This is a genomic window from Anoxybacillus sp. FSL W8-0104, from assembly GCF_038004465.1.
Classification (GTDB): domain Bacteria; phylum Bacillota; class Bacilli; order Bacillales; family Anoxybacillaceae; genus Anoxybacillus; species Anoxybacillus flavithermus_G.
The window spans coordinates 2,648,233-2,669,550 of the sequence record NZ_JBBOQU010000001.1 but is presented as its reverse complement, the minus strand read 5'-3'; the positions used below and the strand labels follow the sequence as shown (position 1 = coordinate 2,669,550).

Here is a 21,318-nt window from a genome sequence, read left to right as displayed (position 1 = left end):
ATTTATAGATAGGGGTGAAATGCATGAGCATCAAAGCGGAAGAAATTAGCGCGCTGATAAAAAAGCAAATCGAAAACTATCAGTCTGAAATCGAAGTGAGCGATGTCGGCACAGTCATTCAAGTCGGTGACGGAATCGCTCGTGCTCATGGCCTCGACAACGTCATGTCAGGAGAGCTTGTTGAGTTTGCCAACGGCGTCATGGGATTGGCGCTAAACTTAGAAGAAAACAACGTCGGTATCGTTATTTTAGGACCGTACACAGGCATTAAAGAAGGCGACGAAGTACGCCGTACAGGTCGAATTATGGAAGTGCCAGTCGGTGAAGCGTTAATCGGTCGTGTCGTAAACCCATTAGGACAACCAGTTGACGGGCTTGGTCCAATCGAAACGACAGCAACTCGCCCGATTGAAAGCCCAGCGCCTGGCGTCATGGATCGTAAATCTGTTCATGAGCCATTACAAACGGGAATTAAAGCGATTGACGCGCTTGTGCCAATCGGTCGCGGTCAGCGTGAGTTAATTATCGGAGACCGTCAAACAGGTAAAACGTCCGTTGCGGTAGATACAATCATCAACCAAAAAGGGAAAAACATGATTTGTATTTATGTGGCGATCGGACAAAAAGAATCAACCGTTCGTAACGTCGTTGAAACGTTGCGTAAATACGGGGCATTAGATTACACAATCGTCGTTACAGCGTCTGCGTCACAACCAGCTCCGCTTTTATTCTTAGCGCCATATGCGGGCGTAACGATGGGCGAATACTTCATGTACAAAGGACAACACGTTCTCGTTGTATATGATGATTTATCAAAACAAGCAGCAGCTTATCGTGAGCTTTCGTTATTATTACGCCGTCCGCCAGGTCGTGAAGCGTATCCGGGTGACGTATTCTACTTGCATTCTCGCTTGCTTGAGCGCGCAGCAAAATTAAGCGATGCAAAAGGTGCAGGTTCGTTAACAGCGTTGCCTTTCGTTGAGACGCAAGCGGGCGACATTTCAGCATACATTCCAACGAACGTCATTTCTATTACAGACGGACAAATTTTCTTGCAGTCTGATTTGTTCTTCTCTGGTGTGCGTCCAGCGATTAACGCCGGTCTTTCCGTATCGCGCGTCGGTGGGGCAGCACAAATTAAAGCGATGAAAAAAGTATCAGGTACGTTGCGTCTGGACTTAGCGGCATATCGTGAGTTAGAGGCGTTCGCACAATTCGGTTCCGACCTTGATAAAGCGACACAAGCAAAACTTGCTCGCGGTGCGCGCACAGTTGAAGTGTTAAAACAAGGTTTACATGAGCCGCTGCCAGTGGAAAAGCAAGTAGCGATCATTTACGCGTTAACGCGCGGCTTCTTAGATGACATTCCATTAGAAGACATTCGCCGCTTTGAGAAAGAGTTCCATGCATGGTTAGATAAGGACGAAAACGGTCAAAAGCTAATGGAGCATATTCGCACAACAGGCGATCTTCCAAACGAAGAAGACTTCAATAAAGCAATTGAAGCGTTCAAAAAGACGTTTGTTGTATCCGAGTAACAAAAGTAGAGTGGAGAGCGGAACAGCATGGCTGTTCCGTCCCTTTCAACAATTGAGCGAAAAAGGTGGTGAAACCTTTGGGAGCATCGTTACGCGATATTAAAGCGCGCATTAATACGACAAAAAAGACGAGCCAAATTACGAAAGCGATGGAAATGGTCTCGGCCTCAAAGTTAAACCGTGCTGAACATAATGCGAGATCGTTCACGCCGTACATGGAAAAAATTCAAGAAGTCGTCGTGAGCGTTGCACTTGGCAGCAATGACGCTTCTCATCCGATGCTTGTAAAGCGCCCGGTAAAAAAGACGGGATATTTAGTCATTACATCTGACCGCGGTTTAGCTGGCGCCTACAACAGCAACGTGCTTCGTGCCGTTTTTCAAACGATTCAAGAGCGTCACCGTTCAACAGAGGAATATGCGATCATCGCAATCGGCCGCGTCGGTTTAAATTTCTTTAAACGCCGCAACATCCCGGTAGCTTTACATATTACCGCTTTGCCAGACCAACCGGTGTTTGCGGATATTAAAGAAATTGCGAACAAAACAGTAAACATGTTTGCAGATGGCACGTTTGATGAGTTGTATATGTTTTACAACCATTTCGTCAGTGCCATCCAACAAGATGTCACAGAGAAAAAGCTATTGCCATTAACGGATTTAGCTTCCGATAAAAAGTTAACGACATACGAATTTGAGCCGTCACAAGAAGAAATTTTAGAAGTGTTGTTGCCACAATATGCAGAAAGCTTAATTTACGGTGCATTGCTCGATGCAAAGGCGAGCGAGCATGCAGCGCGGATGACAGCGATGAAAAACGCAACAGACAACGCAAAAGAATTGATTCGGACGCTTACACTTTCTTACAACCGTGCCCGTCAAGCAGCGATTACGCAAGAAATTACAGAGATTGTGGCCGGAGCGAACGCATTGCAATAACGTTGATTAGCAGTTAGGAGGGAAAACGATGGCAAAAGGACGCGTTATTCAAGTTATGGGTCCTGTTGTAGACGTCAAGTTCGAAGACGGACACTTACCTGCGATTTACAACGCCCTAAAAATTAAACATAAAGCGCGTAACGAAAAAGAAGTCGATATCGACTTAACGTTAGAAGTAGCCCTTCACCTTGGGGACGATACAGTACGCACAATTGCGATGTCAACGACAGACGGATTAGTGCGTGGCATGGAAGTTATCGATACAGGAGCACCAATTTCTGTTCCTGTCGGTGAAGTGACGCTCGGACGTGTATTTAACGTACTAGGGGAGCCGATTGACTTAGGAGAAGAAATCCCAGCAGACGCTCGCCGCGATGCAATCCACCGTCCGGCACCAAAATTCGAACAGCTTTCAACACAAGTTGAAATTTTAGAAACAGGGATTAAAGTCGTTGACTTGCTTGCACCTTATATTAAAGGTGGAAAAATCGGTTTGTTCGGTGGTGCAGGGGTAGGAAAAACGGTTTTAATTCAAGAGTTAATTAACAACATCGCGCAAGAGCACGGTGGTATTTCCGTATTCGCCGGCGTTGGTGAGCGCACGCGCGAAGGAAACGACTTGTACCATGAAATGAAAGACTCTGGCGTTATTAACAAAACAGCGATGGTATTCGGTCAAATGAACGAGCCGCCTGGAGCACGTATGCGCGTCGCATTAACAGGATTGACGATGGCGGAATATTTCCGTGATGAGCAAGGACAAGACGTATTGTTCTTCATCGATAACATTTTCCGCTTCACGCAAGCAGGTTCAGAAGTTTCCGCCCTATTAGGACGCATGCCTTCAGCGGTAGGTTACCAACCAACGCTTGCGACAGAAATGGGTCAATTACAAGAACGTATTACATCAACAGCAGTTGGTTCGGTTACATCGATCCAAGCGATTTACGTACCAGCGGACGACTACACAGACCCAGCGCCAGCGACAACGTTCGCACACTTAGATGCAACGACAAACTTAGAGCGTAAATTATCTGAGATGGGTATTTACCCAGCGGTAGACCCGCTTGCATCAACATCTCGTGCGCTTTCTCCTGAGATTGTTGGAGAAGAGCATTACCAAGTTGCTCGTAAAGTACAACAAACGTTGCAACGCTATAAAGAATTGCAAGACATTATTGCGATTCTCGGTATGGATGAGCTTTCAGAAGAAGATAAACTTGTCGTTCATCGCGCTCGTCGCATTCAGTTCTTCTTGTCGCAAAACTTTCACGTTGCTGAACAGTTTACAGGACAACCAGGTTCATACGTTCCTGTAAAAGAGACAGTTCGTGGCTTTAAAGAAATTTTGGAAGGAAAATATGACCATCTTCCAGAAGATGCGTTCCGCTTAGTCGGCCGTATTGAAGAAGTAATTGAAAAAGCGAGAAAAATGGGCGTAGAAGTTTAATAAGGGACCGAGGAGGATTTTCCATGAAGACGATTAAAGTCAGTGTCGTAACTCCGGACGGCCCAGTATATGAAGCGGATGTGGAAATGGTGAGCGCTAAAGCGCAAAGCGGCGAACTCGGCGTGTTGCCAGGGCACATTCCGATGGTCGCACCGCTAGAGATTGGCGCAGTTCGTTTGAAAAAAGGAAACGCAACTGAGCTTGTCGCGGTGAGCGGTGGCTTTTTAGAAGTTCGCCCTGATCGCGTCACGATTTTGGCGCAAGCAGCGGAACGAGCAGAAGATATTGATGTGGCGCGTGCAAAAGCGGCGAAAGAGCGGGCTGAACGCCGTCTGCAAGCAAAACAAGAAGATATTGATCATAAGCGGGCTGAGCTAGCTTTACGTCGCGCGCTCAACCGTTTAAATGTCGCGAATCGCAACTTTTAACCCTAAGAGCATCGTCTCTTAGGGTTTTTTGTTATTAGAAAGAGGGGGGTGTTTTTCTTGTTTTTGGAACAAGTTTTATCGACACATATGTGAAGAAGTGATATAATGTTATCGGTTACAGTCTTAATAGTGTGACGTTTTCGAAAAATGTGTATAAAGTCACAAAGGGGTGGGGCATCGTTGAACGTTTATGTAAACAGTTATGTAGTCGTCTTTGTGTTTCTTTGTTTAGGTATTTTACTTCCGATCGTTGCGCTCACAGCAGGACGTTTTCTTCGTCCACATGCGCCAAATGCAGCGAAGCAAACGACATACGAAAGCGGATTGGATCCATTCCACGATTCGCGCGTGCAATTTAACGTGAGATATTACATCTTTGCGTTGCTGTTCGTCATTTTTGATGTAGAAACTGTATTCTTATATCCGTGGGCGGTGGCATTTGAAAAGCTCGGTGCATTTGCCATCATCGAAATGCTTATTTTCGTCGTCATGTTGTTGATTGGGCTTGTGTATGCTTGGAAGAAGAAGGTGTTAAAATGGATGTAAAATTGTTGAACGTATCAGATCAGGAAATGGAAGAAATGCGCCGCAATGTGTTTTTAACGACATTAGAACAGTTAAAAGCATGGGCGCGCAGCAACTCGTTATGGCCACTCACGTTTGGTCTTGCCTGTTGTGCGATTGAAATGATGGGAGTCGGTTCTTCACATTACGATTTAGATCGCTTTGGATCTTTTTTCCGTACGTCACCTCGTCAATCTGATGTCATGATCGTTTCAGGTACAGTCACGAAAAAAATGGCGCCAATTGTTCGCCGCTTGTACGATCAAATGCCTGAACCGAAATGGGTCATTGCGATGGGATCATGCGCAACTGCAGGTGGTCCGTACGTGAAGTCGTATTGCGTCGTCAAAGGTGTCGATCAAATCGTCCCTGTTGATGTATATATTCCGGGCTGTCCGCCAAACCCAGCTGCCCTTATTTATGGCATTAATAAGTTAAAAGAGAAGATTCGCTATGAAGCAAAAACAGGAAAGAGGGTGCTGTAAATGAGCGATGAAAAAGATTTACAGCAACTAAAAAGAGAAGCGGCCGAACGGGCGAAACAATTAGCAAAAGAGAGATTGGCAGCAAAACAAGCAGCCGAACAAACTGAGCCGACGCTCGAACAGGAAGATGATGTTGCGCTTGCGAAGAAAAAAGCAGCAGCAGCGAAAGCGAAAGCCGCAGCATTGGCGAAACAAAAAGCAGCAGAGACAGGGGACTTAAGCGAAGAAGAATTAGCGAAGAAAAAAGCGGCAGCAGCAGCGAAAGCGAAAGCTGCAGCAGCAGCAAAAGCAAAAAATGCAGATGTCGCTGAACAAAAAGAGGAAACACCGTCGCCAAATCAGCCATATCTCGACAAATACGTCAAAGTGATTGAACAACATCTCGGAAAAGACGTGTTAGAAAACGCTTACATCAATCGTTTGTCGAAAGACGTACCGACACTCGTTGTGAAAAAAGATACATATTTTAAAGTGGCTGAGTTTTTAAAATATAATGAGCAGCTAAGTTTTGATTATTTATCGGAGTTGCACGGAACGGATTTTCAAACACATATGGAAGTGTACGTGCACTTGTATTCTTATAAAAATCGCCAGTCCGTTGCGTTGAAAGTAAAAATAGATCGCGACAATCCGGTCATTGACTCGCTTGTTCCGCTTTGGCCAGGGGCAAATTGGCCAGAGTGCGAAGCGTACGATTTACTTGGCATTCGTTTTGAAGGCCATCCAAACCTCATTCGCATTTTCTTAGGGGAAAATTGGGTCGGCTATCCGCTCCGGAAAGATTACGAACCGTACGATATGGAGGGTTAGAGCGTGCTGAGAACAGAGGAGATGCTTTTAAACGTCGGACCGCAACATCCGAGCACGCATGGCGTGTTTCGCCTCGTGCTGAAAATTGATGGGGAAATAATTAAAGAAGCGACTCCCGTCATCGGTTATCTTCATCGCGGGACAGAAAAAATTGCGGAAAATTTGCAGTATACACAAATCATTCCGTACACAGATCGCATGGACTATTTATCGGCGATGACGAACAATTACGTTATTTGTCACGCAGTAGAAACGATGATGGGTATTGAAGTGCCAGAGCGCGCAGAATATTTACGTGTTTTAGCGATGGAGCTTGGCCGCATTGCGAGCCATCTCGTTTGGTGGGGTACGTATTTGCTTGATATTGGTGCAGTCAGCCCGTTTTTATATGCGTTTCGTGAGCGGGAAATGATTATTAATTTATTAAACGAACTATCAGGCGCGCGCCTAACGTTTAACTACATGCGTGTCGGCGGCGTGAAATGGGATGCGCCAGATGGATGGATCGACAAAGTGAAACAGTTCGTTCCATATATGCGCAAGCAACTAGAAGGCTATCATGAGCTCGTTACAGGAAATGAAATTTTCCGCAATCGCGTCATCGGAGTCGGAAAGTATACGAAAGAAGAAGCGTTAGCATATTCATTAAGTGGGGTCAATTTGCGTTGTACAGGTGTAAAATGGGATTTACGAAAAGATGAGCCGTATTCTATTTACGACCGATTTGATTTTGACGTGCCTGTTCGTACGGAAGGTGATTGCTTCGCCCGTTATGAATGCCGTCTTGCTGAAATTGAGCAATCGCTCCGCATTATTGAACAGGCGTGTGAACAGTTTCCGGATGGCGGTGAAATTATGGCGAAAGTGCCGAAAATTATTAAAGCGCCACCGGGCGAGGCGTATGTGCGCATCGAGTCGCCGCGCGGAGAAATTGGGTGCTACATTGCGAGCGACGGGAAAAAAGAGCCGTACCGCTTAAAATTCCGTCGACCGTCATTTTACAATTTACAAATCCTTCCGAAACTATTAAAAGGGGAAAATATCGCAAATTTAATTGCGATACTTGGCGCGATTGATATCGTGCTTGGGGAGGTCGATGGATGATGATGGAACAACTTTTGCAGTCGACGCCAAGCTGGACGAATGTCGCCATTTTCTTTGCGATTGGCGTTGGACTATTGCTCGTTGTATTAGGATTTGTCACGTATGGCATTTTAGCGGAACGAAAAGTGATGGGATTTATGCAAGGCCGTATCGGTCCGAACCAAGTTGGAGGACGCTGGGGGTTGCTGCAAACGGTGGCTGACGTGTTAAAGCTATTGTTAAAAGAAGATACGATTCCAAAAGCAGCCGATCGCCCGTTGTTTATTTTAGCACCGGTCATCGCGTTTGCCCCTGCGTTTATGGTGCTTGCCGCACTGCCGTTTACCGATGCGTTGCAATTTGCTGACATTGGCGTAGGGCTATTGTATTACATCGCTGTTTCCGGATTAACGACAATCGGGGTCGTGACAGGTGCGTGGGCATCGAACAACAAATATGCGCTACTTGGAGGCATGCGCGCAGCTGCGCAAATGATTTCATACGAAGTGCCTCTCGTCATGTCTGTCATCGGTGTCATTTTGTTGGCGGGAAGTTTAAACTTAAACGACATTGTCGAGGCGCAAAAAGATGTTTGGTTTATTATCGCGCAGCCGATCGGATTTCTCGTTTTCCTCATCGCCGCTGTGGCAGAGTTAAACCGGACGCCATTTGACTTGCCGGAAGCAGAATCGGAGCTTGTTGCAGGATTCCATGTTGAATATTCTGGCTTCCGTTGGGCGTTTTTCATGCTTGCAGAGTACGTATACTTTTTTGCGATGGCAGCTTTAACAACTGTTCTTTTCTTAGGGGGATGGCATCCGCTTCCGTTTCTCGATTTTATTCCAGGAGCGGTTTGGTTTGCGTTAAAGTTTAGTTTAGTCGTCTTTTTATTCATTTGGTTCCGCATTACGTTTCCGCGTGTGCGTGCCGATCAATTGATGGAGTTTGGCTGGAAAGTGTTATTGCCAGTTGCGCTCGTCAACATTTTTGTGACAGCTCTTGTGAAACAACTATTTTTTTAAATAAAAAGGTGGGTGGGCAGAAATGCTCGGTTTAATGAAAGGATTAGCGTATACGCTGAAAAACTTAACAAAAGAAAAAGTGACGTACGATTATCCGAATGAACCGCTTCCGCTTCCGGATCGCTTTCGCGGCATTCAAAAGTTTTATCCGGAAAAATGTATCGTTTGCAACCAGTGCGCAAACATTTGCCCGACCGACTGTATTCAATTGACGGGCAAAAAGCATCCGGACCCGACGAAAAAAGGAAAAATTATTGATACGTACGACATTAACTTTGAAATTTGCATTTTATGCGATTTATGTACCGAAGTGTGTCCAACAGAGGCGATTGTCATGACGAACAACTTTGAATTAGCGGAATATAGCCGCGATGAGTTATTTAAAGATTTAACGTGGCTTGATGAAAACGATACGAACGTGCGGAAGGTGAATAAGCCATGAGTGGACAATATATTGCGTTTTTCGTTCTTGCGCTCATTGCGCTTGGCGGCGGCATTTTTATGTTAAATTTAAACAAAGTCGTCCATATGGTCGTCGCCCTTGTATTTACGTTCGTCAGTCTCGCCGGCATTTACGTACTTTTATCAGCTGAATTTGTCGCAGCTGTTCAAGTGCTTATTTACTCTGGCGCCATTACAATCATTATGTTATTTGGCATTATGTTGACGCGCCACCAAGATGACGGACAATCGACAGGAAGCCCGCTTCGTAAAGCGCTCGCGTTGCTCGGTACGGTAGCATTCGGTGCGGTTATGTACATCGGCATTCGCACGCTTGATTTCGGTACGGAAGCGGTTGGACTTCATGACAAAAATACGGAACAAATCGGAATTGCGATGTATTCGAAATATGTCATTCCGTTTGAACTGACATCTGTATTATTGCTCGTTGCTCTCGTTGGCGCGGTCATTTTAGCGAAAAAAGATGATAAGGAGGCGGGAGAATGAGCGTACCGTTATCCGCCTATCTCGTATTTGCGCTTCTGTTATTTTGCATCGGGTTGTATGGGGCGCTAACAAAACGCAATACAGTAATCGTGCTCATTTGCATTGAACTTATGTTAAATGCTGTAAACGTCAATTTAGTCGCATTTAGCAAGTACGGCGTAAACCCAGGCATTACAGGGCAAGTGTTTTCGCTCTTTACGATTACTGTTGCAGCGGCAGAAGCAGCGGTTGGATTAGCCATTTTAATTGCGCTATACCGCAATCGCAAAACGATTCATATTGATGAAGTCGATTCGATGAAACGATAAAGGATGGGAAACAAAGGGGTTATATATAAATGCACCTGAAAAAGGGGATGATTGAACGATGATGGAAAACGCATGGCTCATACCGCTTTTTCCGTTCGTATCGTTTGTTGTGCTGCTTGTCGTTGGCAAGCAGTTAAAAGAACGAAGCGCGTATGTCGGGATGTTGTTGACGTTTCTTTCGCTCGTTTTGGCTCTCGGAACGTTGTATGAGCGATGGACGGCATCAACATATAAACAAGCATACACATGGCTAACAATCGGGGATGTGGATATAACGGTCGGCTTTGAAGTGAACGCATTAAATGCATTAATGCTCGTTGTTGTGTCGCTTGTTAGTTTTCTCGTACATACGTATGCGAAAGGATATATGCACGGTGATGAGCGCTTTCCGGTATTTTACGCATATTTAGGCTTGTTTACATTTGCGATGCTCGGGCTCGTCGTATCACCAAACTTACTGCAAACGTATATCTTTTGGGAGCTTGTCGGTCTCGGCTCGTTCTTATTGATCGGATTTTATTTTTACAAAGAAGAAGCAAAAGCTGCAGCGAAAAAAGCGTTTATTATGACGCGCATCGGGGATGTCGGCTTGCTGATCGGCATGATTTTATTATTCCTTGAAGTAGGCAGCTTTGAATATGAAGCCATTTTTGCCGCGTTACAAAACGGAAATATATCGACTACAATCATCACGTTAAGCGCCATTCTTATTTTTATTGGCGCTGTCGGAAAATCAGGTCAATTTCCGCTTCATACGTGGCTTCCGGATGCGATGGAAGGTCCAACGCCTGTATCAGCGTTAATTCACGCTGCAACGATGGTCGCGGCTGGGGTATATTTAGTGGCGACATTGTTCCCGCTTTATGAAGCGAGTGAAACAGCGATGACGACCGTCGCTTACGTTGGAGGATTTACCGCTATTTTTGCGGCATCGATCGGTCTTGTGCAAACGGACATTAAACGCGTGCTTGCATATTCCACCGTCAGCCAGCTTGGCTATATGATGTTAGCGCTCGGTTCCGCAGGTTATGTTGCAGGTGTCTTTCATTTAATGACGCACGCCTTTTTTAAAGCGCTCCTCTTTTTAGCTGCAGGTAGCGTCATTCATGCGGTGCATACGCAAAACATTGAACAAATGGGCGGATTATGGAAAAAAATGAAATGGACCGCTCCACTCTTTTTAATCGGAACGTTAGCGATTAGCGGGTTTCCGTTGTTCTCAGGCTTTTTCAGCAAAGATGAAATTTTAATTGCCACGTGGACGCACGGACATGTCGGTCTATTTGTTGTTGCTGTTATTGCGGCCTTTTTCACAGCGTTTTATATGTTCCGCTTATTTTTCCTTGTATTTGCAGGGGAAGCGCGAACGAACGTCCACGACGTTCACGAATCACCAATGGTTATGGTGCTTCCGATGATTGTGCTCGGCGTGCTTGCTGTCGTTTCTGGCTACGTCCAAACACCGTGGGGAGCGTTTTTAGGCGAATGGTTGACGGAAGGAACGAACTGGCATGCACATGCGGAAGGACCGAGCTGGATTATGATTGTTGCGACTGTTGTTTCTTTATGTGGCATGGCTTTTGCGTGGCTCATATATGGCAAACGTGCGATTGCGCGCGACTGGCTATCGTCACGTTTCCCAATGACGTACAACGTGCTTATGAATAAATATTACGTCGACGAGTTTTACGGACTGACTGTCACGCGCGCGACCGCATTCATCAGCTTGTTGTTTGAATACATCGATCGTTTCCTCGTCGAAGGAATAGCTCGGTCGCTTGCAGCAGCTACGCGCGGTATCGGACGAATCGGTTCGCGTCTACAAAACGGTCAAGTACAAATGTACGGCACAGTAACGATTGTCGCTTTAGCGATTCTCGTCGTCATTTTTGCGGTGACAGGGGGGTATTTATAATGCAGCCATACTTTTTATCGCTCTTAATTTTCTCCCCGCTTTTAGGCATACTCGTTCTTTCGCTCTTTCCGAAAGAACAAGAAAAAGCGATCAAATGGCTCGGCGTGTTAGCGACGCTGCCATCGTTATGTTTATCGCTGTTTGCGTTTTGGCAATATCGAAACGGCTATGATATAAGCAAGTTATCGGAAAAGCGATCGTGGATTCAATTTGGCGAGTTTCCGTTTTTGAAAGAAACGGATTTTACGGTCGCGTACGAACTGCACGTCGACGGTTTTGCGCTCGTGATGATCGTGTTAACGACAATTTTAGCGACGCTTGCGGCGATTGCTTCTACGTCTATTCAAAAAGAATGGAAAGGATATTTTCAACTATTTTTACTGCTTGAAATCGGTATGCTCGGCGTATTTGCGGCAAGCAACCTCGTTCTCTTTTTCATCTTTTTCGAATTGACGCTCATTCCGATGTTTTTCTTAATCGGAAAATGGGGATATTTCGAAAAAGAAAAAGCAGCGTACAGCTATTTAATCTATAACGGTCTTGGTTCAGCCGTCTTATTGATCGTCATTGCGGTATTGTTTGCACGTACCGGTACATCGAATATAGCAGAGTTGCGTTACATATTAACTAACTCATCGGTACAAACGATTTCGCCAATTTCCGACGATCTTCGTTACGGATTGTTTATCGCCTTGCTTGTTGCATTTGGGGTAAAATTGCCGATCGTGCCGCTCCATCGTTGGATGTTGCGCGTGCACGTACAAGCGCCGCCGTCTGTCGTCATGCTGCACGCAGGGGTTTTGTTGAAAATTGGTGCTTTTGGTCTCGTTCGTATCGCCCTCGGATTATTTCCTGGGCAATTCCAGCAATTTTCGACATGGCTCATCGTTTTAGGAGTTGTAAATTTATTGTATGGTGCGTTTTTAGCACTTAGACAAACCGATTTTAAAATGGTACTTGCTTACTCGAGTGTGTCACATATGGGGATTGTATTGATCGGTCTTGGTTCGCTAAACGAGGCAGGAATACAAGGAGCTATTTTCCAAGCGGTGTCACACGGATTTATCGCGGCGTTCTTATTCTTCTTCGTCGGGGTCATGTACGAAAGAACGCGTACAACAACGCTTGCTCGTTTAGGAGGGTTAGCGAAGACGATGCCGTATGCATCAGGATTTATTCTTGCTGGAGCGATGGCTTCGCTTGGGTTGCCGGGGACGTCAGGATTTATTAGCGAGTTTATGGCGTTCGTTGGTGCATTTCAAGCCGAGCCTTGGCTCGCTGCGATCGGTACGCTCGGTATTATTATGACCGCGGTATATTTGTTGCGAGCTGTACTTCATATGACGTTTGGGCAAACAGCGGTGACGAGCGTTCGCGATTTACGTGGTATCGAATGGGTGCCAGCCATTAGTTTACTGTTACTCATTATCATCATCGGGGTATATCCGAACGTGTTGGCGATGCCGCTGCAGACGACGATTGAAACGATGATGAACGGGTTAGGGGGTTGATGAGATGGATTTTGAAACATTACTTAGTTATCAATGGGGCGTCATGATGCCGGAATTTATTATTCTCGGCGTAGCCGTCGCGCTCTCGCTCATCGACCTATTTATTCCAGAAAATCGCAATCGGCAGCTGCTTGGCTTATTTGCTTTCGTTGGCGTCGCCGTTTCGTTCGTATCGTTGCTTGGGTTATGGACGAGTGATGTTACATCCATTTTAGATGATACGTTTCGCCTCGATTCGTTTGCGAAATCGTTTAAAGCGTTATTGCTCATCGGTAGTGCGCTCGTGTTACTTCTTGCGATTCATTACGAACCGAATGAGCGCATCGCCTACCGTGGCGAATTTTATTACTTATTTTTAACGGCGCTTCTCGGCGCGATGATGATGGCATCAAGCGGCGATCTCATTACATTGTTTGTCGGTCTTGAACTATTGTCGATTTCCTCTTATATTCTCGTCGCCATTCGGAAAAAACATACGTTAGCGAATGAAGCGGCGTTGAAATACGTCATTACAGGAAGTATCGCAACAGCCATTACGTTGTTCGGAATGAGCTACATATTTGGCTTTACCGGGTCGACAAATATAAAAGAAATTGCCGTACAACTTGCGAGTACGTCCGATGAAAATCATCAATACGTTTTATCGCTCGCCTTTTTGCTCACGTTTGTTGGATTATCGTTTAAATTAGCATCCGCTCCGTTTCATATGTGGGCGCCTGATGTATATCAAGGTGCAACGACGCCCGTTGTTTCGTTTTTAAGCGTTGTTTCTAAAACAGCTGGATTTGTCATCGTGTTGCGCGTCATTGTTTCCGTCTTTGCGCAAACGCCAGCCGGAAGTTCCGCTTCCATGTTGATGACGCTTGCGCCATATATCGCTTTTTTAGCAGGAGCAACGATGATTATCGGCAATACGATTGCCCTTCGACAACGAAACGTGAAGCGTATGCTCGCATATTCAAGCGTGGCGCATGCTGGATATGTATTAGTTGCTTTTGCGAGCTTGTCGATGTTTATGTTTGAAGCGATTTGGTTTTACTTATTAGCATATGTATTTATGACGATCGGTGCATTTGCTATTTTGCAAGTCGTTTCTCAACATCATGATGATGAAGATATAAGCATATTTGCCGGTTTGTACCGCCGCTCGCCGCTTATGGCGATTGCGATGACAATCTTTTTACTATCGCTTGCAGGTATCCCAGGGACAGCTGGATTTATCGGGAAAATGAATATTTTCCTCGGGGCGTTTATCGTCGAGCCTGCTCATTATGTGCTCGCGTCGATTATGGTGATCACAACGGTCATCTCTTACGTATATTACTTTGGAATTTTCGTCCAAATGTTTTTCCGACCAGTCGAACATACGCACCGATTAGAGTGGCCACCTGGGGTCATTGCGGTTGTCGTTATTTGTGTCATCGGCACCGTTTTATTAGGGGTGTTTCCAAACATCGCTTACGATTTCCTTGCACCGTTTGAACATTTTAGCGATTTTCTTCAATAAGACGTATAATGGAAGGGGTTTACCCTTCCATTTTCTTTTGTGAAAGGAGGAATAAACGTGGAAGTATTTGGACAAGAGGCGTTAATTAGTTTACTTTCTCATTTATTTTTTATTACGGTGACGTGGTGGACGTTACAAGCGGTTCGACTTGAAGTCATTTTCAAACCAAATCGTATCATTCAAGCGCGCGTCTTTTACATTTTAATTACGATTGCTATTGGCTCATTAGTGAGCAACTTCTTTTTAGATTATTTACGCTGGTCGCGTCAGTTGCCATTTTTACTTTAAACGCGAGCGTTGTCGATTTTTTTCACGTATGTTCCCTTCCGATCTGGCAACAATAAAGCTAAGGAGAGGAAGGGGAAAAAAGATGAGAAAAAGATGGTTGGCACTTGTTATTTTTTGTTTGTTATTAAGTGGTTATCGGATGTATGATGGTGAACGTGTCGAAAGAGAAATAACGAAAATAAACGACATGCTCGGCGTATTTGACGCTCATCATATTTACCTCAAACGATGGAACGTCTACGCCAAAGAGCAAGTGCTCACGACAGACCCTCACAACTGGATCCAACAATACGTGAGAACATGGTCCTCTTTTCGTTGGACGGTTGAACCGCACAAGATGATTGGCAAACGTGAAACCTCCGCTTACGTTGAAACGATTCAACTTATCACGAACGCTCATCATCCAGCTGTCCTTGTTTTATACGAAGCAACCGGTTCAACGTGGAATAAACAACTCGAACGCACGCTCGTCCGACAAACGACAAAATTATTCGAAAAACCTACATTTTTTACTTGTATTACAGGGGAATTCGATGGTAAGATGAAAGGTGTTTTGTTTGACAAGGCGGTTCGCTTGCTTGCTTCATTTCAAGCGCAACCGATCGAATCATTGCGTGAAGAGACATTTGTCTCCCTCTCAGCATATACTGAGCAGTGGAAGACATCACTTTCTGTCGGACAACAACAAATGAATCTTCAACTGGCGTTACGACAAAACGGATTGGGCGCGCGAACGACCGTTGTCATTGGCACCCCAATCATTACATCTGAATATTAATATAGAGACTTTGGACGCGGAGGGGAATGCCTTGGAAAAAATCATCGTCCGCGGCGGGAAGCGGTTGAGTGGCACAGTGAAAGTGGAAGGTGCGAAAAACGCTGTGTTGCCTGTCATCGCCGCAACATTATTAGCGAGTGAAGGAAAGAGCGTCATTTACGATGTACCTGAACTCTCCGATGTATATACGATTAGTGAAGTGTTGCGTCATTTACAAGCGGACGTAACGGTTGGCAACAACAAAATTGTCGTTGATGCATCTGGAGAGCTAACGATTGAAGCACCTTTTGAATATGTACGAAAAATGCGCGCATCTGTATTAGTGATGGGACCGTTGCTTGCGCGTAAAGGCCGCGCGCGCGTGGCGCTACCGGGCGGCTGTGCGATCGGCTCACGACCGATTGACCAACATTTAAAAGGATTTGAAGCGATGGGTGCAACGGTGAAAATCGGCAACGGTTTTATCGACGCAGAAGTGAATGGAAAATTGCGCGGTGCGAAAATTTATTTAGACTTCCCGAGCGTTGGTGCGACGGAAAACATTATGATGGCGGCCGTGTTAGCTGAAGGCACAACGATCATTGAAAACTGTGCGAAAGAACCAGAAATCGTTGACTTGGCAAACTTTTTAAACGCCATGGGTGCGAAAGTGCGCGGGGCTGGAACAGGCACGATTCGCATTGACGGTGTTACTACATTATATGGTGCCGAGCATACAGTTATTCCTGATCGCATTGAAGCCGGAACGTTTATGATTGCCGCTGCCATTACAGGCGGAAACGTCCTTGTACAAGGTGCGGTGCCAGAACATTTAACGTCGTTAATCGCAAAGCTCGAGGAAATGGGTGTCACGATCGTTGAAGAAGATAACGGTTTGCGCGTCATTGCGCCAGACAAATTAAAAGCGGTAGACGTCAAAACGATGCCGCATCCCGGCTTTCCAACAGATATGCAATCACAAATGATGGCGCTATTGATGAAAGCAGAAGGCACAAGCATGGTAACCGAAACGGTATTTGAAAAACGCTTTATGCACGTCGAAGAATTTCGTCGCATGAATGCTGACATGAAAATTGAAGGCCGTTCGGTCATCATTAATGGCCCATGCAACTTGCAAGGGGCGGAAGTAGCCGCAACGGACTTGCGTGCAGCTGCTGCGCTTATTTTAGCCGGGCTAGCGGCGGAAGGATATACGCGCGTAACGGAGCTGAAGCATTTAGATCGCGGTTACGTTCGTTTTCATGAAAAGTTAGCCGCTCTAGGTGCTGACATCGAGCGTGTCCGCGAGGATGTCGATACGGCACAAACACAAATGACAGACGTTGGATGAACATAAAAGCGACCGTTTGCGGAGGCGAATGGTCGTTTTTTGCATATATGCTTGTCCCCTCGCATACAGTTTAGTAATGACAAAGGGGGGATCGGATTGCGACAATGGATCATCGCAACAATAACACTATTTACACTTATTTTACTTATTCCTGCGTTAGTCGTTTTAGCGTTTGGGGAAAAGCAGAGCATACCCCTTTCGGCCGAACCGAAGCACGTTCAAGCGCGCGATGAACCGATCGTGGAAGTGGCGGTATACCGAAGTAAAGAAAAGAAAGTCGAACGGCTTCCGCTTGAACAATATGTCATCGGCGTCGTAGCGGCAGAAATGCCAGCGGAATTTGAAATGGAAGCGCTAAAAGCACAAGCGCTTACCGCAAGGACGTACATTGTTAAACAGCTTATGCATAAACAGACGATTGAACTGCCAGAAGGGGCGAACGTCACCGATACGGTCATGCATCAAGTGTATTATAACGAAGAACAGTTAAAACAACTATGGGGCATGAGTTACGAATGGAAAATGAAAAAAATTAAAGAAGCGGTCGAGGCAACGAGAGGGCAAATTTTAACGTACAACAACGAGCCGATTGAAGCGGCGTTTTTTTCGACAAGCAATGGCTATACGGAAAACTCAGAAGCGTATTGGCAAAACGCGTTTCCGTATTTAACGAGCGTTGAAAGCCCGTGGGATGAACAGTCGCCAAAGTTTTACGAACAAATGACAATATCCGTTCGCGAATTTGAACAACGGCTCGGTGTGAAACTGCCAAAAGACGGATCCGTTGGCAAAGTGCTTGCACGCACGCCGGGAAAACGCGTCGCTCTTGTTGATATTAACGGGAAACAGCTCACTGGCCGTGACGTGCGCGAAAAGCTGCAGTTAAAATCAACTGATTTTACGTGGGAGAGGAAAGGAAATAACATCGTCATTACGACAAAAGGATACGGTCACGGCGTCGGGATGAGTCAATACGGTGCGAACTTTTTAGCGAAACAAGGAAAAACGTATAAAGAGATTGTCACATATTATTATCAAGGGGTACAAATTCACGATCTTTCACTTGTCGCTTCAAAATTTTGAAGCGGCAAATTTTTTTATTTTTACGTGTATAAATGCGCTTCTTTCTGTTCACAATGGTTGCTGAGGTGATGAACATGAAAGAAGAAAACAAAAAAGTTTCAAAGTTGTTCCGTAAACGTTGGGTTGTTCCTTCCGTTTATTTGTTAAGCGCCGCGCTCATTTTAACAGGTGTGCTTTGGTTCCAAAACAAAACAAACGATATCGTCCAGCCGCCTGCCGACGAGCAAACAGAACAAGGAACGGCGGTGAATGAACAAGAATCTGTTCCGGTACAACAAGCGGTTGAACAAATCATTATGCCTGTCCTTGATCCAAACGCTGTTGAAATCGCTAAACCATTTTACGATTTTCAAGCATCAGCCGAAGAACAAGAAGCTGCTCTCGTCTCTTATAATGATGAATATTATCCGAACAAAGGTGTCGACATCGCGATGAAAAACGGCGAAAGCTTTGATGTGACCGCATCGTTAAGCGGAACGGTCATTAAAGCGGAGAAAGATCCGCTCTTCGGCTACATCGTTCATATTCAACACGATCGCGGCGTTGTAACGGTATATCAATCATTAAAAGACGTACAGGTGAAAACAGGCGATACAGTAAAACAAGGACAAGTGATCGCAAAAGCGGGCACAAACGAGTTCAATAAAGAAGCAGGCGTTCACGTTCACTTTGAAATTCGCAAAGATGGGCAAGCGGTGAACCCAGTCGCTTACTTCGATCAACCGCTAAGCGCATTAGAAAACAAAGAACAACAAACAACGGAGCAACAAGCGGAACAACAAGAAACAAATCAAAACAAAACAAATGAACAAGAAGACGATCCGTCAAGCACTGTTCCAGATGCTTCGATCGGAATGGCAAGAACATGAACAGATGGGCAAAATGCTCATCTGTTCGCTTTTTTATGGCATATATTTTCTTCCTTCCTAATACACTATTACAAACTTGAACAACGAGGGTGTTTGAGGTGAGATGAACGATTAATAGATGAGCTTGACGACTTTGTTATGAGCGAGTAAACGCCACTGCGATCAACGCCTTATACGTCTCATTTCACACTTCTCACATCCAACTTAGGGAGGGCGAGCAGTGTGCACGATTACATCAAAGAGCGTACAATCAAGATTGGCAAGTATATCGTGGAGACGAGAAAAACCGTTCGCGTCATCGCGAAAGAGTTCGGTGTGTCTAAAAGCACCGTGCATAAAGACTTAACGGAGAGGCTCCCGGAAATTAACCCCGAATTAGCGAATGAAGTAAAAGAAATTTTAGATTACCATAAATCCATTCGCCATTTGCGTGGAGGAGAAGCAACGAAGAAAAAGTATAAAAAAGAAACCGAGCAAGCGACGTAAATTTCTCGTTCCCCTTGCGAAAAATGTACTCTTTTTCGTTATCGTTGTGGTAGAATATTTTATTAGGAGAAATGGCAAGGAGGAACATATATGTTTTTCGCAAGGGATATCGGCATCGATCTCGGCACGGCGAACGTGTTGATTTATGTAAAAGGGAAAGGCATCGTATTGAACGAACCTTCCGTCGTTGCGATTGATCAACATACAAAGCGGGTGTTAGCGGTAGGGGAAGAAGCGTGGCGCATGGTTGGGCGCACGCCTGGGCATATTGTTGCCATTCGTCCGTTAAAAGACGGAGTCATTGCAGATTTTGAAATTACGGAAGCGATGCTAAAACATTTTTTAAGCAAACTCAATTTAAAAGGATGGTTTGCTAAACCGCGCATTTTAATTTGCTGTCCAACAAACATTACGTCCGTCGAACGAAAAGCGATTAAAGAAGCAGCGGAAAAAAGCGGAGGCAAAAAGGTATATTTAGAAGAAGAGCCGAAAGTGGCAGCGATCGGTGCGGGAATGGACATTTTCCAGCCTTCAGGAAACATGGTGATCGACATCGGTGGGGGCACAACGGACGTTGCCGTATTATCGATGGGTGATATCGTCACATCCGCATCCATTAAAGTAGCGGGCGATAAATTTGACCAAGAAATTTTAAGTTATATTAAACGAGAATATAAACTACTAATCGGTGAGCGAACAGCGGAAGAAATTAAAATCAATATCGCGACTGTTTTCCCGAATGCGCGCGATGAAGCGATGGACATTCGCGGCCGCGATTTAGTAACAGGCTTACCAAGAACGATTACGATTCGCTCCGGTGAAATTGAAAAGGCGCTACGCGAAACGGTATATACGATCGTCCAAACAGCAAAAAGCGTCCTTGAGCGCACACCGCCAGAACTATCAGCCGACATTATTGACCGCGGCGTTTTCTTAACAGGAGGTGGGGCATTGCTTCACGGCATCGACCAACTGCTTGCGCAAGAATTAAAAGTACCGGTCTTTATTGCGGAAAATCCGATGGACTGTGTAGCGATCGGCACAGGATTAATGCTTGATAACATCGACAAAGCTCCATATCGTCAACCCGTATAGGTACCATTGGGAAATGGTACCTATTCGCTTTTTCCCCACATTTCTTTTATAATGAAAGTAGTGTAAAAACGGTGAGGGGGAGTTTTATGTTTCGCGGACTATATACAGCAGTCTCAGGCATGCTTTCACAACAACGCCGCATCGAGATGATGACGAACAATATCGCAAATGCGAATACGCCGGGCTACAAAGCTGATCAAGCATCGTTGCGAGCCTTTCCAGAGATGCTAATGCACCGCATTCAACAAACAACGATTCCGACAGAAAAAAAACTCACATGGCGCGATCGGACGTACATTGGTCCGCTATCGACAGGGGTGTACGTGCAAGAACTTGTGCCGAACTTTGCGCAAGGAGATATACGCGAAACAGGAAACAACACCGACATGGCGATCGTCGATGGGACAGGCACATCGTTTTTTACAGTACAAAATGAAGCCGGCGACGTGCGCTACACACGAAACGGTCACTTTACAATTGATGCCGATGGTTTTTTAACGACGACAGACGGCTTGTACGTGCTCGATGAAACAGGCAACCGTATTCAAGTGGGCGATGAACAGTTTACTGTACTTGAAGACGGAACGATCACAAAAGACGGCGAACAAATTGCTCGCCTTCGCATCGCTTATGCCGAAAATGTGCAAACGCTTACGAAAGAAGGGAACGGTTTATTTCGAGCCGAACAAGAACTTCCGCCTGCTGACACGTATACAATTCGTCAACAATATATGGAACGTTCAAACGTCGATTTGTCTCGTGCGATGACAGATATGCTTTCAGCTTACCGAGCGTTTGAAGCGAACCAAAAAATTTTACAAGCATATGATAAAAGTATGGACAAAGCGGCAAACGAAATCGGCCGCTTAAGGTAGGGGGATG

Annotated in this window: 23 protein-coding genes; all 23 read left to right on the top strand. The window is 45.3% G+C overall.

The genetic code is table 11. The annotated features are described in order from the left end of the window. The first annotated feature begins 23 nt into the window (after positions 1 to 23). The 23 genes from atpA to flgF all read left to right on the top strand — a co-directional run bounded on the left by atpA (position 24) and on the right by flgF (position 21,311). Entirely contained in the window at positions 24 to 1,538 is a 1,515-nt protein-coding gene (gene atpA, locus NST18_RS14250) for a F0F1 ATP synthase subunit alpha (RefSeq protein ID WP_004893009.1), read from the top strand. Positions 1,539 to 1,615: 77 nt separating this feature from the next. After that, positions 1,616 to 2,476 (top strand): F0F1 ATP synthase subunit gamma, encoded by an 861-nt coding sequence (locus NST18_RS14245; protein ID WP_004893008.1) that lies wholly within the window; start codon positions 1,616 to 1,618, stop codon positions 2,474 to 2,476. Positions 2,477 to 2,504: 28 nt separating this feature from the next. Beyond that, entirely contained in the window at positions 2,505 to 3,926 is a 1,422-nt protein-coding gene (atpD, locus tag NST18_RS14240; protein ID WP_004893005.1) for a F0F1 ATP synthase subunit beta, read from the top strand. A 23-nt stretch (positions 3,927 to 3,949) separates the two neighbouring features. Next, entirely contained in the window at positions 3,950 to 4,354 is a 405-nt protein-coding gene (locus tag NST18_RS14235; protein ID WP_003396996.1) for a F0F1 ATP synthase subunit epsilon, read from the top strand. A gap of 147 nt (positions 4,355 to 4,501) precedes the next feature. Further along, the gene (locus tag NST18_RS14230; protein WP_035019004.1) at positions 4,502 to 4,900 is read left to right on the top strand and encodes an NADH-quinone oxidoreductase subunit A; all 399 of its coding nucleotides are present in this window, start codon (positions 4,502 to 4,504) and stop codon (positions 4,898 to 4,900) included. Continuing rightward, positions 4,891 to 5,403, top strand: a complete 513-nt coding sequence (locus NST18_RS14225; RefSeq protein ID WP_003396994.1) for a NuoB/complex I 20 kDa subunit family protein — start codon at positions 4,891 to 4,893, stop codon at positions 5,401 to 5,403. Before NST18_RS14230 ends, NST18_RS14225 begins: the two co-directional genes overlap by 10 nt. After that, positions 5,404 to 6,213 (top strand): NADH-quinone oxidoreductase subunit C, encoded by an 810-nt coding sequence (locus NST18_RS14220; RefSeq protein WP_004892996.1) that lies wholly within the window; start codon positions 5,404 to 5,406, stop codon positions 6,211 to 6,213. A 3-nt stretch (positions 6,214 to 6,216) separates the two neighbouring features. Next, positions 6,217 to 7,317: an NADH-quinone oxidoreductase subunit D gene (locus tag NST18_RS14215; protein WP_004892993.1), complete on the top strand. Its 1,101-nt coding sequence runs from the start codon at positions 6,217 to 6,219 to the stop codon at positions 7,315 to 7,317. Further along, complete coding sequence (gene nuoH / locus NST18_RS14210; protein ID WP_004892991.1) at positions 7,317 to 8,318, top strand: NADH-quinone oxidoreductase subunit NuoH; 1,002 nt, start codon at positions 7,317 to 7,319, stop codon at positions 8,316 to 8,318. The genes NST18_RS14215 and nuoH overlap by 1 nt, the downstream gene beginning before the upstream one ends. A 22-nt stretch (positions 8,319 to 8,340) precedes the next feature. Beyond that, positions 8,341 to 8,760 carry an NADH-quinone oxidoreductase subunit NuoI gene (nuoI, locus tag NST18_RS14205; RefSeq protein WP_003396988.1) on the top strand — a complete coding sequence of 140 codons (420 nt, stop codon included), beginning with the start codon at positions 8,341 to 8,343 and terminating at the stop codon, positions 8,758 to 8,760. Next, positions 8,757 to 9,266, top strand: a complete 510-nt coding sequence (locus NST18_RS14200) for an NADH-quinone oxidoreductase subunit J (RefSeq protein WP_004892987.1) — start codon at positions 8,757 to 8,759, stop codon at positions 9,264 to 9,266. Before nuoI ends, NST18_RS14200 begins: the two co-directional genes overlap by 4 nt. After that, entirely contained in the window at positions 9,263 to 9,574 is a 312-nt protein-coding gene (gene nuoK, locus NST18_RS14195) for an NADH-quinone oxidoreductase subunit NuoK (RefSeq protein ID WP_004892986.1), read from the top strand. The genes NST18_RS14200 and nuoK overlap by 4 nt, the downstream gene beginning before the upstream one ends. Positions 9,575 to 9,632: 58 nt before the next feature. Beyond that, the gene (gene nuoL, locus NST18_RS14190; protein WP_004892983.1) at positions 9,633 to 11,489 is read left to right on the top strand and encodes an NADH-quinone oxidoreductase subunit L; all 1,857 of its coding nucleotides are present in this window, start codon (positions 9,633 to 9,635) and stop codon (positions 11,487 to 11,489) included. Beyond that, entirely contained in the window at positions 11,489 to 13,000 is a 1,512-nt protein-coding gene (locus tag NST18_RS14185) for an NADH-quinone oxidoreductase subunit M (protein ID WP_004892981.1), read from the top strand. The genes nuoL and NST18_RS14185 overlap by 1 nt, the downstream gene beginning before the upstream one ends. A 4-nt stretch (positions 13,001 to 13,004) precedes the next feature. Then, positions 13,005 to 14,507 (top strand): NADH-quinone oxidoreductase subunit NuoN, encoded by a 1,503-nt coding sequence (gene nuoN / locus NST18_RS14180; protein WP_004892980.1) that lies wholly within the window; start codon positions 13,005 to 13,007, stop codon positions 14,505 to 14,507. Between the two features lie 57 nt (positions 14,508 to 14,564). Beyond that, complete coding sequence (locus NST18_RS14175; RefSeq protein WP_164875846.1) at positions 14,565 to 14,795, top strand: DUF1146 family protein; 231 nt, start codon at positions 14,565 to 14,567, stop codon at positions 14,793 to 14,795. A gap of 82 nt (positions 14,796 to 14,877) precedes the next feature. Next, positions 14,878 to 15,573, top strand: a complete 696-nt coding sequence (locus NST18_RS14170; RefSeq protein WP_004892978.1) for a YwmB family TATA-box binding protein — start codon at positions 14,878 to 14,880, stop codon at positions 15,571 to 15,573. A gap of 31 nt (positions 15,574 to 15,604) precedes the next feature. Continuing rightward, positions 15,605 to 16,903 (top strand): UDP-N-acetylglucosamine 1-carboxyvinyltransferase, encoded by a 1,299-nt coding sequence (gene murA / locus NST18_RS14165; RefSeq protein ID WP_064213965.1) that lies wholly within the window; start codon positions 15,605 to 15,607, stop codon positions 16,901 to 16,903. A gap of 96 nt (positions 16,904 to 16,999) precedes the next feature. Next, on the top strand, positions 17,000 to 17,986 hold the full coding sequence (spoIID, locus tag NST18_RS14160; RefSeq protein WP_064213966.1) for a stage II sporulation protein D: 987 nt from the start codon (positions 17,000 to 17,002) through the stop codon (positions 17,984 to 17,986). A gap of 74 nt (positions 17,987 to 18,060) precedes the next feature. Next, on the top strand, positions 18,061 to 18,855 hold the full coding sequence (locus NST18_RS14155; RefSeq protein WP_231110082.1) for a M23 family metallopeptidase: 795 nt from the start codon (positions 18,061 to 18,063) through the stop codon (positions 18,853 to 18,855). A 222-nt stretch (positions 18,856 to 19,077) separates the two neighbouring features. Further along, complete coding sequence (spoIIID, locus tag NST18_RS14150) at positions 19,078 to 19,341, top strand: sporulation transcriptional regulator SpoIIID (RefSeq protein WP_003396966.1); 264 nt, start codon at positions 19,078 to 19,080, stop codon at positions 19,339 to 19,341. A gap of 90 nt (positions 19,342 to 19,431) precedes the next feature. Continuing rightward, a complete protein-coding gene (locus tag NST18_RS14145; protein ID WP_064213968.1) occupies positions 19,432 to 20,436 on the top strand; it encodes a rod shape-determining protein in 1,005 nt (334 codons plus the stop codon). Between the two features lie 86 nt (positions 20,437 to 20,522). After that, positions 20,523 to 21,311, top strand: a complete 789-nt coding sequence (gene flgF / locus NST18_RS14140) for a flagellar basal-body rod protein FlgF (RefSeq protein WP_064213969.1) — start codon at positions 20,523 to 20,525, stop codon at positions 21,309 to 21,311. The last annotated feature ends 7 nt before the right edge of the window (positions 21,312 to 21,318 follow it).

Bases quoted from the DNA above. Each gene is read 5' to 3' on its own strand.
- atpD (WP_004893005.1), top strand. From the start codon at position 2,505: ATGGCAAAAGGACGCGTTATTCAAGTTATGGGTCCTGTTGTAGACGTC.
- NST18_RS14155 (WP_231110082.1), top strand. From the start codon at position 18,061: ATGAAAGAAGAAAACAAAAAAGTTTCAAAGTTGTTCCGTAAACGTTGG.
- nuoN (WP_004892980.1), top strand. From the start codon at position 13,005: ATGGATTTTGAAACATTACTTAGTTATCAATGGGGCGTCATGATGCCG.
- NST18_RS14225 (WP_003396994.1), top strand. From the start codon at position 4,891: ATGGATGTAAAATTGTTGAACGTATCAGATCAGGAAATGGAAGAAATG.
- NST18_RS14170 (WP_004892978.1), top strand. From the start codon at position 14,878: ATGAGAAAAAGATGGTTGGCACTTGTTATTTTTTGTTTGTTATTAAGT.
- NST18_RS14145 (WP_064213968.1), top strand. From the start codon at position 19,432: ATGTTTTTCGCAAGGGATATCGGCATCGATCTCGGCACGGCGAACGTG.
- atpA (WP_004893009.1), top strand. From the start codon at position 24: ATGAGCATCAAAGCGGAAGAAATTAGCGCGCTGATAAAAAAGCAAATC.
- flgF (WP_064213969.1), top strand. From the start codon at position 20,523: ATGTTTCGCGGACTATATACAGCAGTCTCAGGCATGCTTTCACAACAA.
- NST18_RS14185 (WP_004892981.1), top strand. From the start codon at position 11,489: ATGCAGCCATACTTTTTATCGCTCTTAATTTTCTCCCCGCTTTTAGGC.
- NST18_RS14235 (WP_003396996.1), top strand. From the start codon at position 3,950: ATGAAGACGATTAAAGTCAGTGTCGTAACTCCGGACGGCCCAGTATAT.
- nuoK (WP_004892986.1), top strand. From the start codon at position 9,263: ATGAGCGTACCGTTATCCGCCTATCTCGTATTTGCGCTTCTGTTATTT.
- NST18_RS14200 (WP_004892987.1), top strand. From the start codon at position 8,757: ATGAGTGGACAATATATTGCGTTTTTCGTTCTTGCGCTCATTGCGCTT.
- NST18_RS14230 (WP_035019004.1), top strand. From the start codon at position 4,502: ATGTGTATAAAGTCACAAAGGGGTGGGGCATCGTTGAACGTTTATGTA.
- NST18_RS14220 (WP_004892996.1), top strand. From the start codon at position 5,404: ATGAGCGATGAAAAAGATTTACAGCAACTAAAAAGAGAAGCGGCCGAA.
- nuoH (WP_004892991.1), top strand. From the start codon at position 7,317: ATGATGGAACAACTTTTGCAGTCGACGCCAAGCTGGACGAATGTCGCC.
- nuoI (WP_003396988.1), top strand. From the start codon at position 8,341: ATGCTCGGTTTAATGAAAGGATTAGCGTATACGCTGAAAAACTTAACA.
- nuoL (WP_004892983.1), top strand. From the start codon at position 9,633: ATGATGGAAAACGCATGGCTCATACCGCTTTTTCCGTTCGTATCGTTT.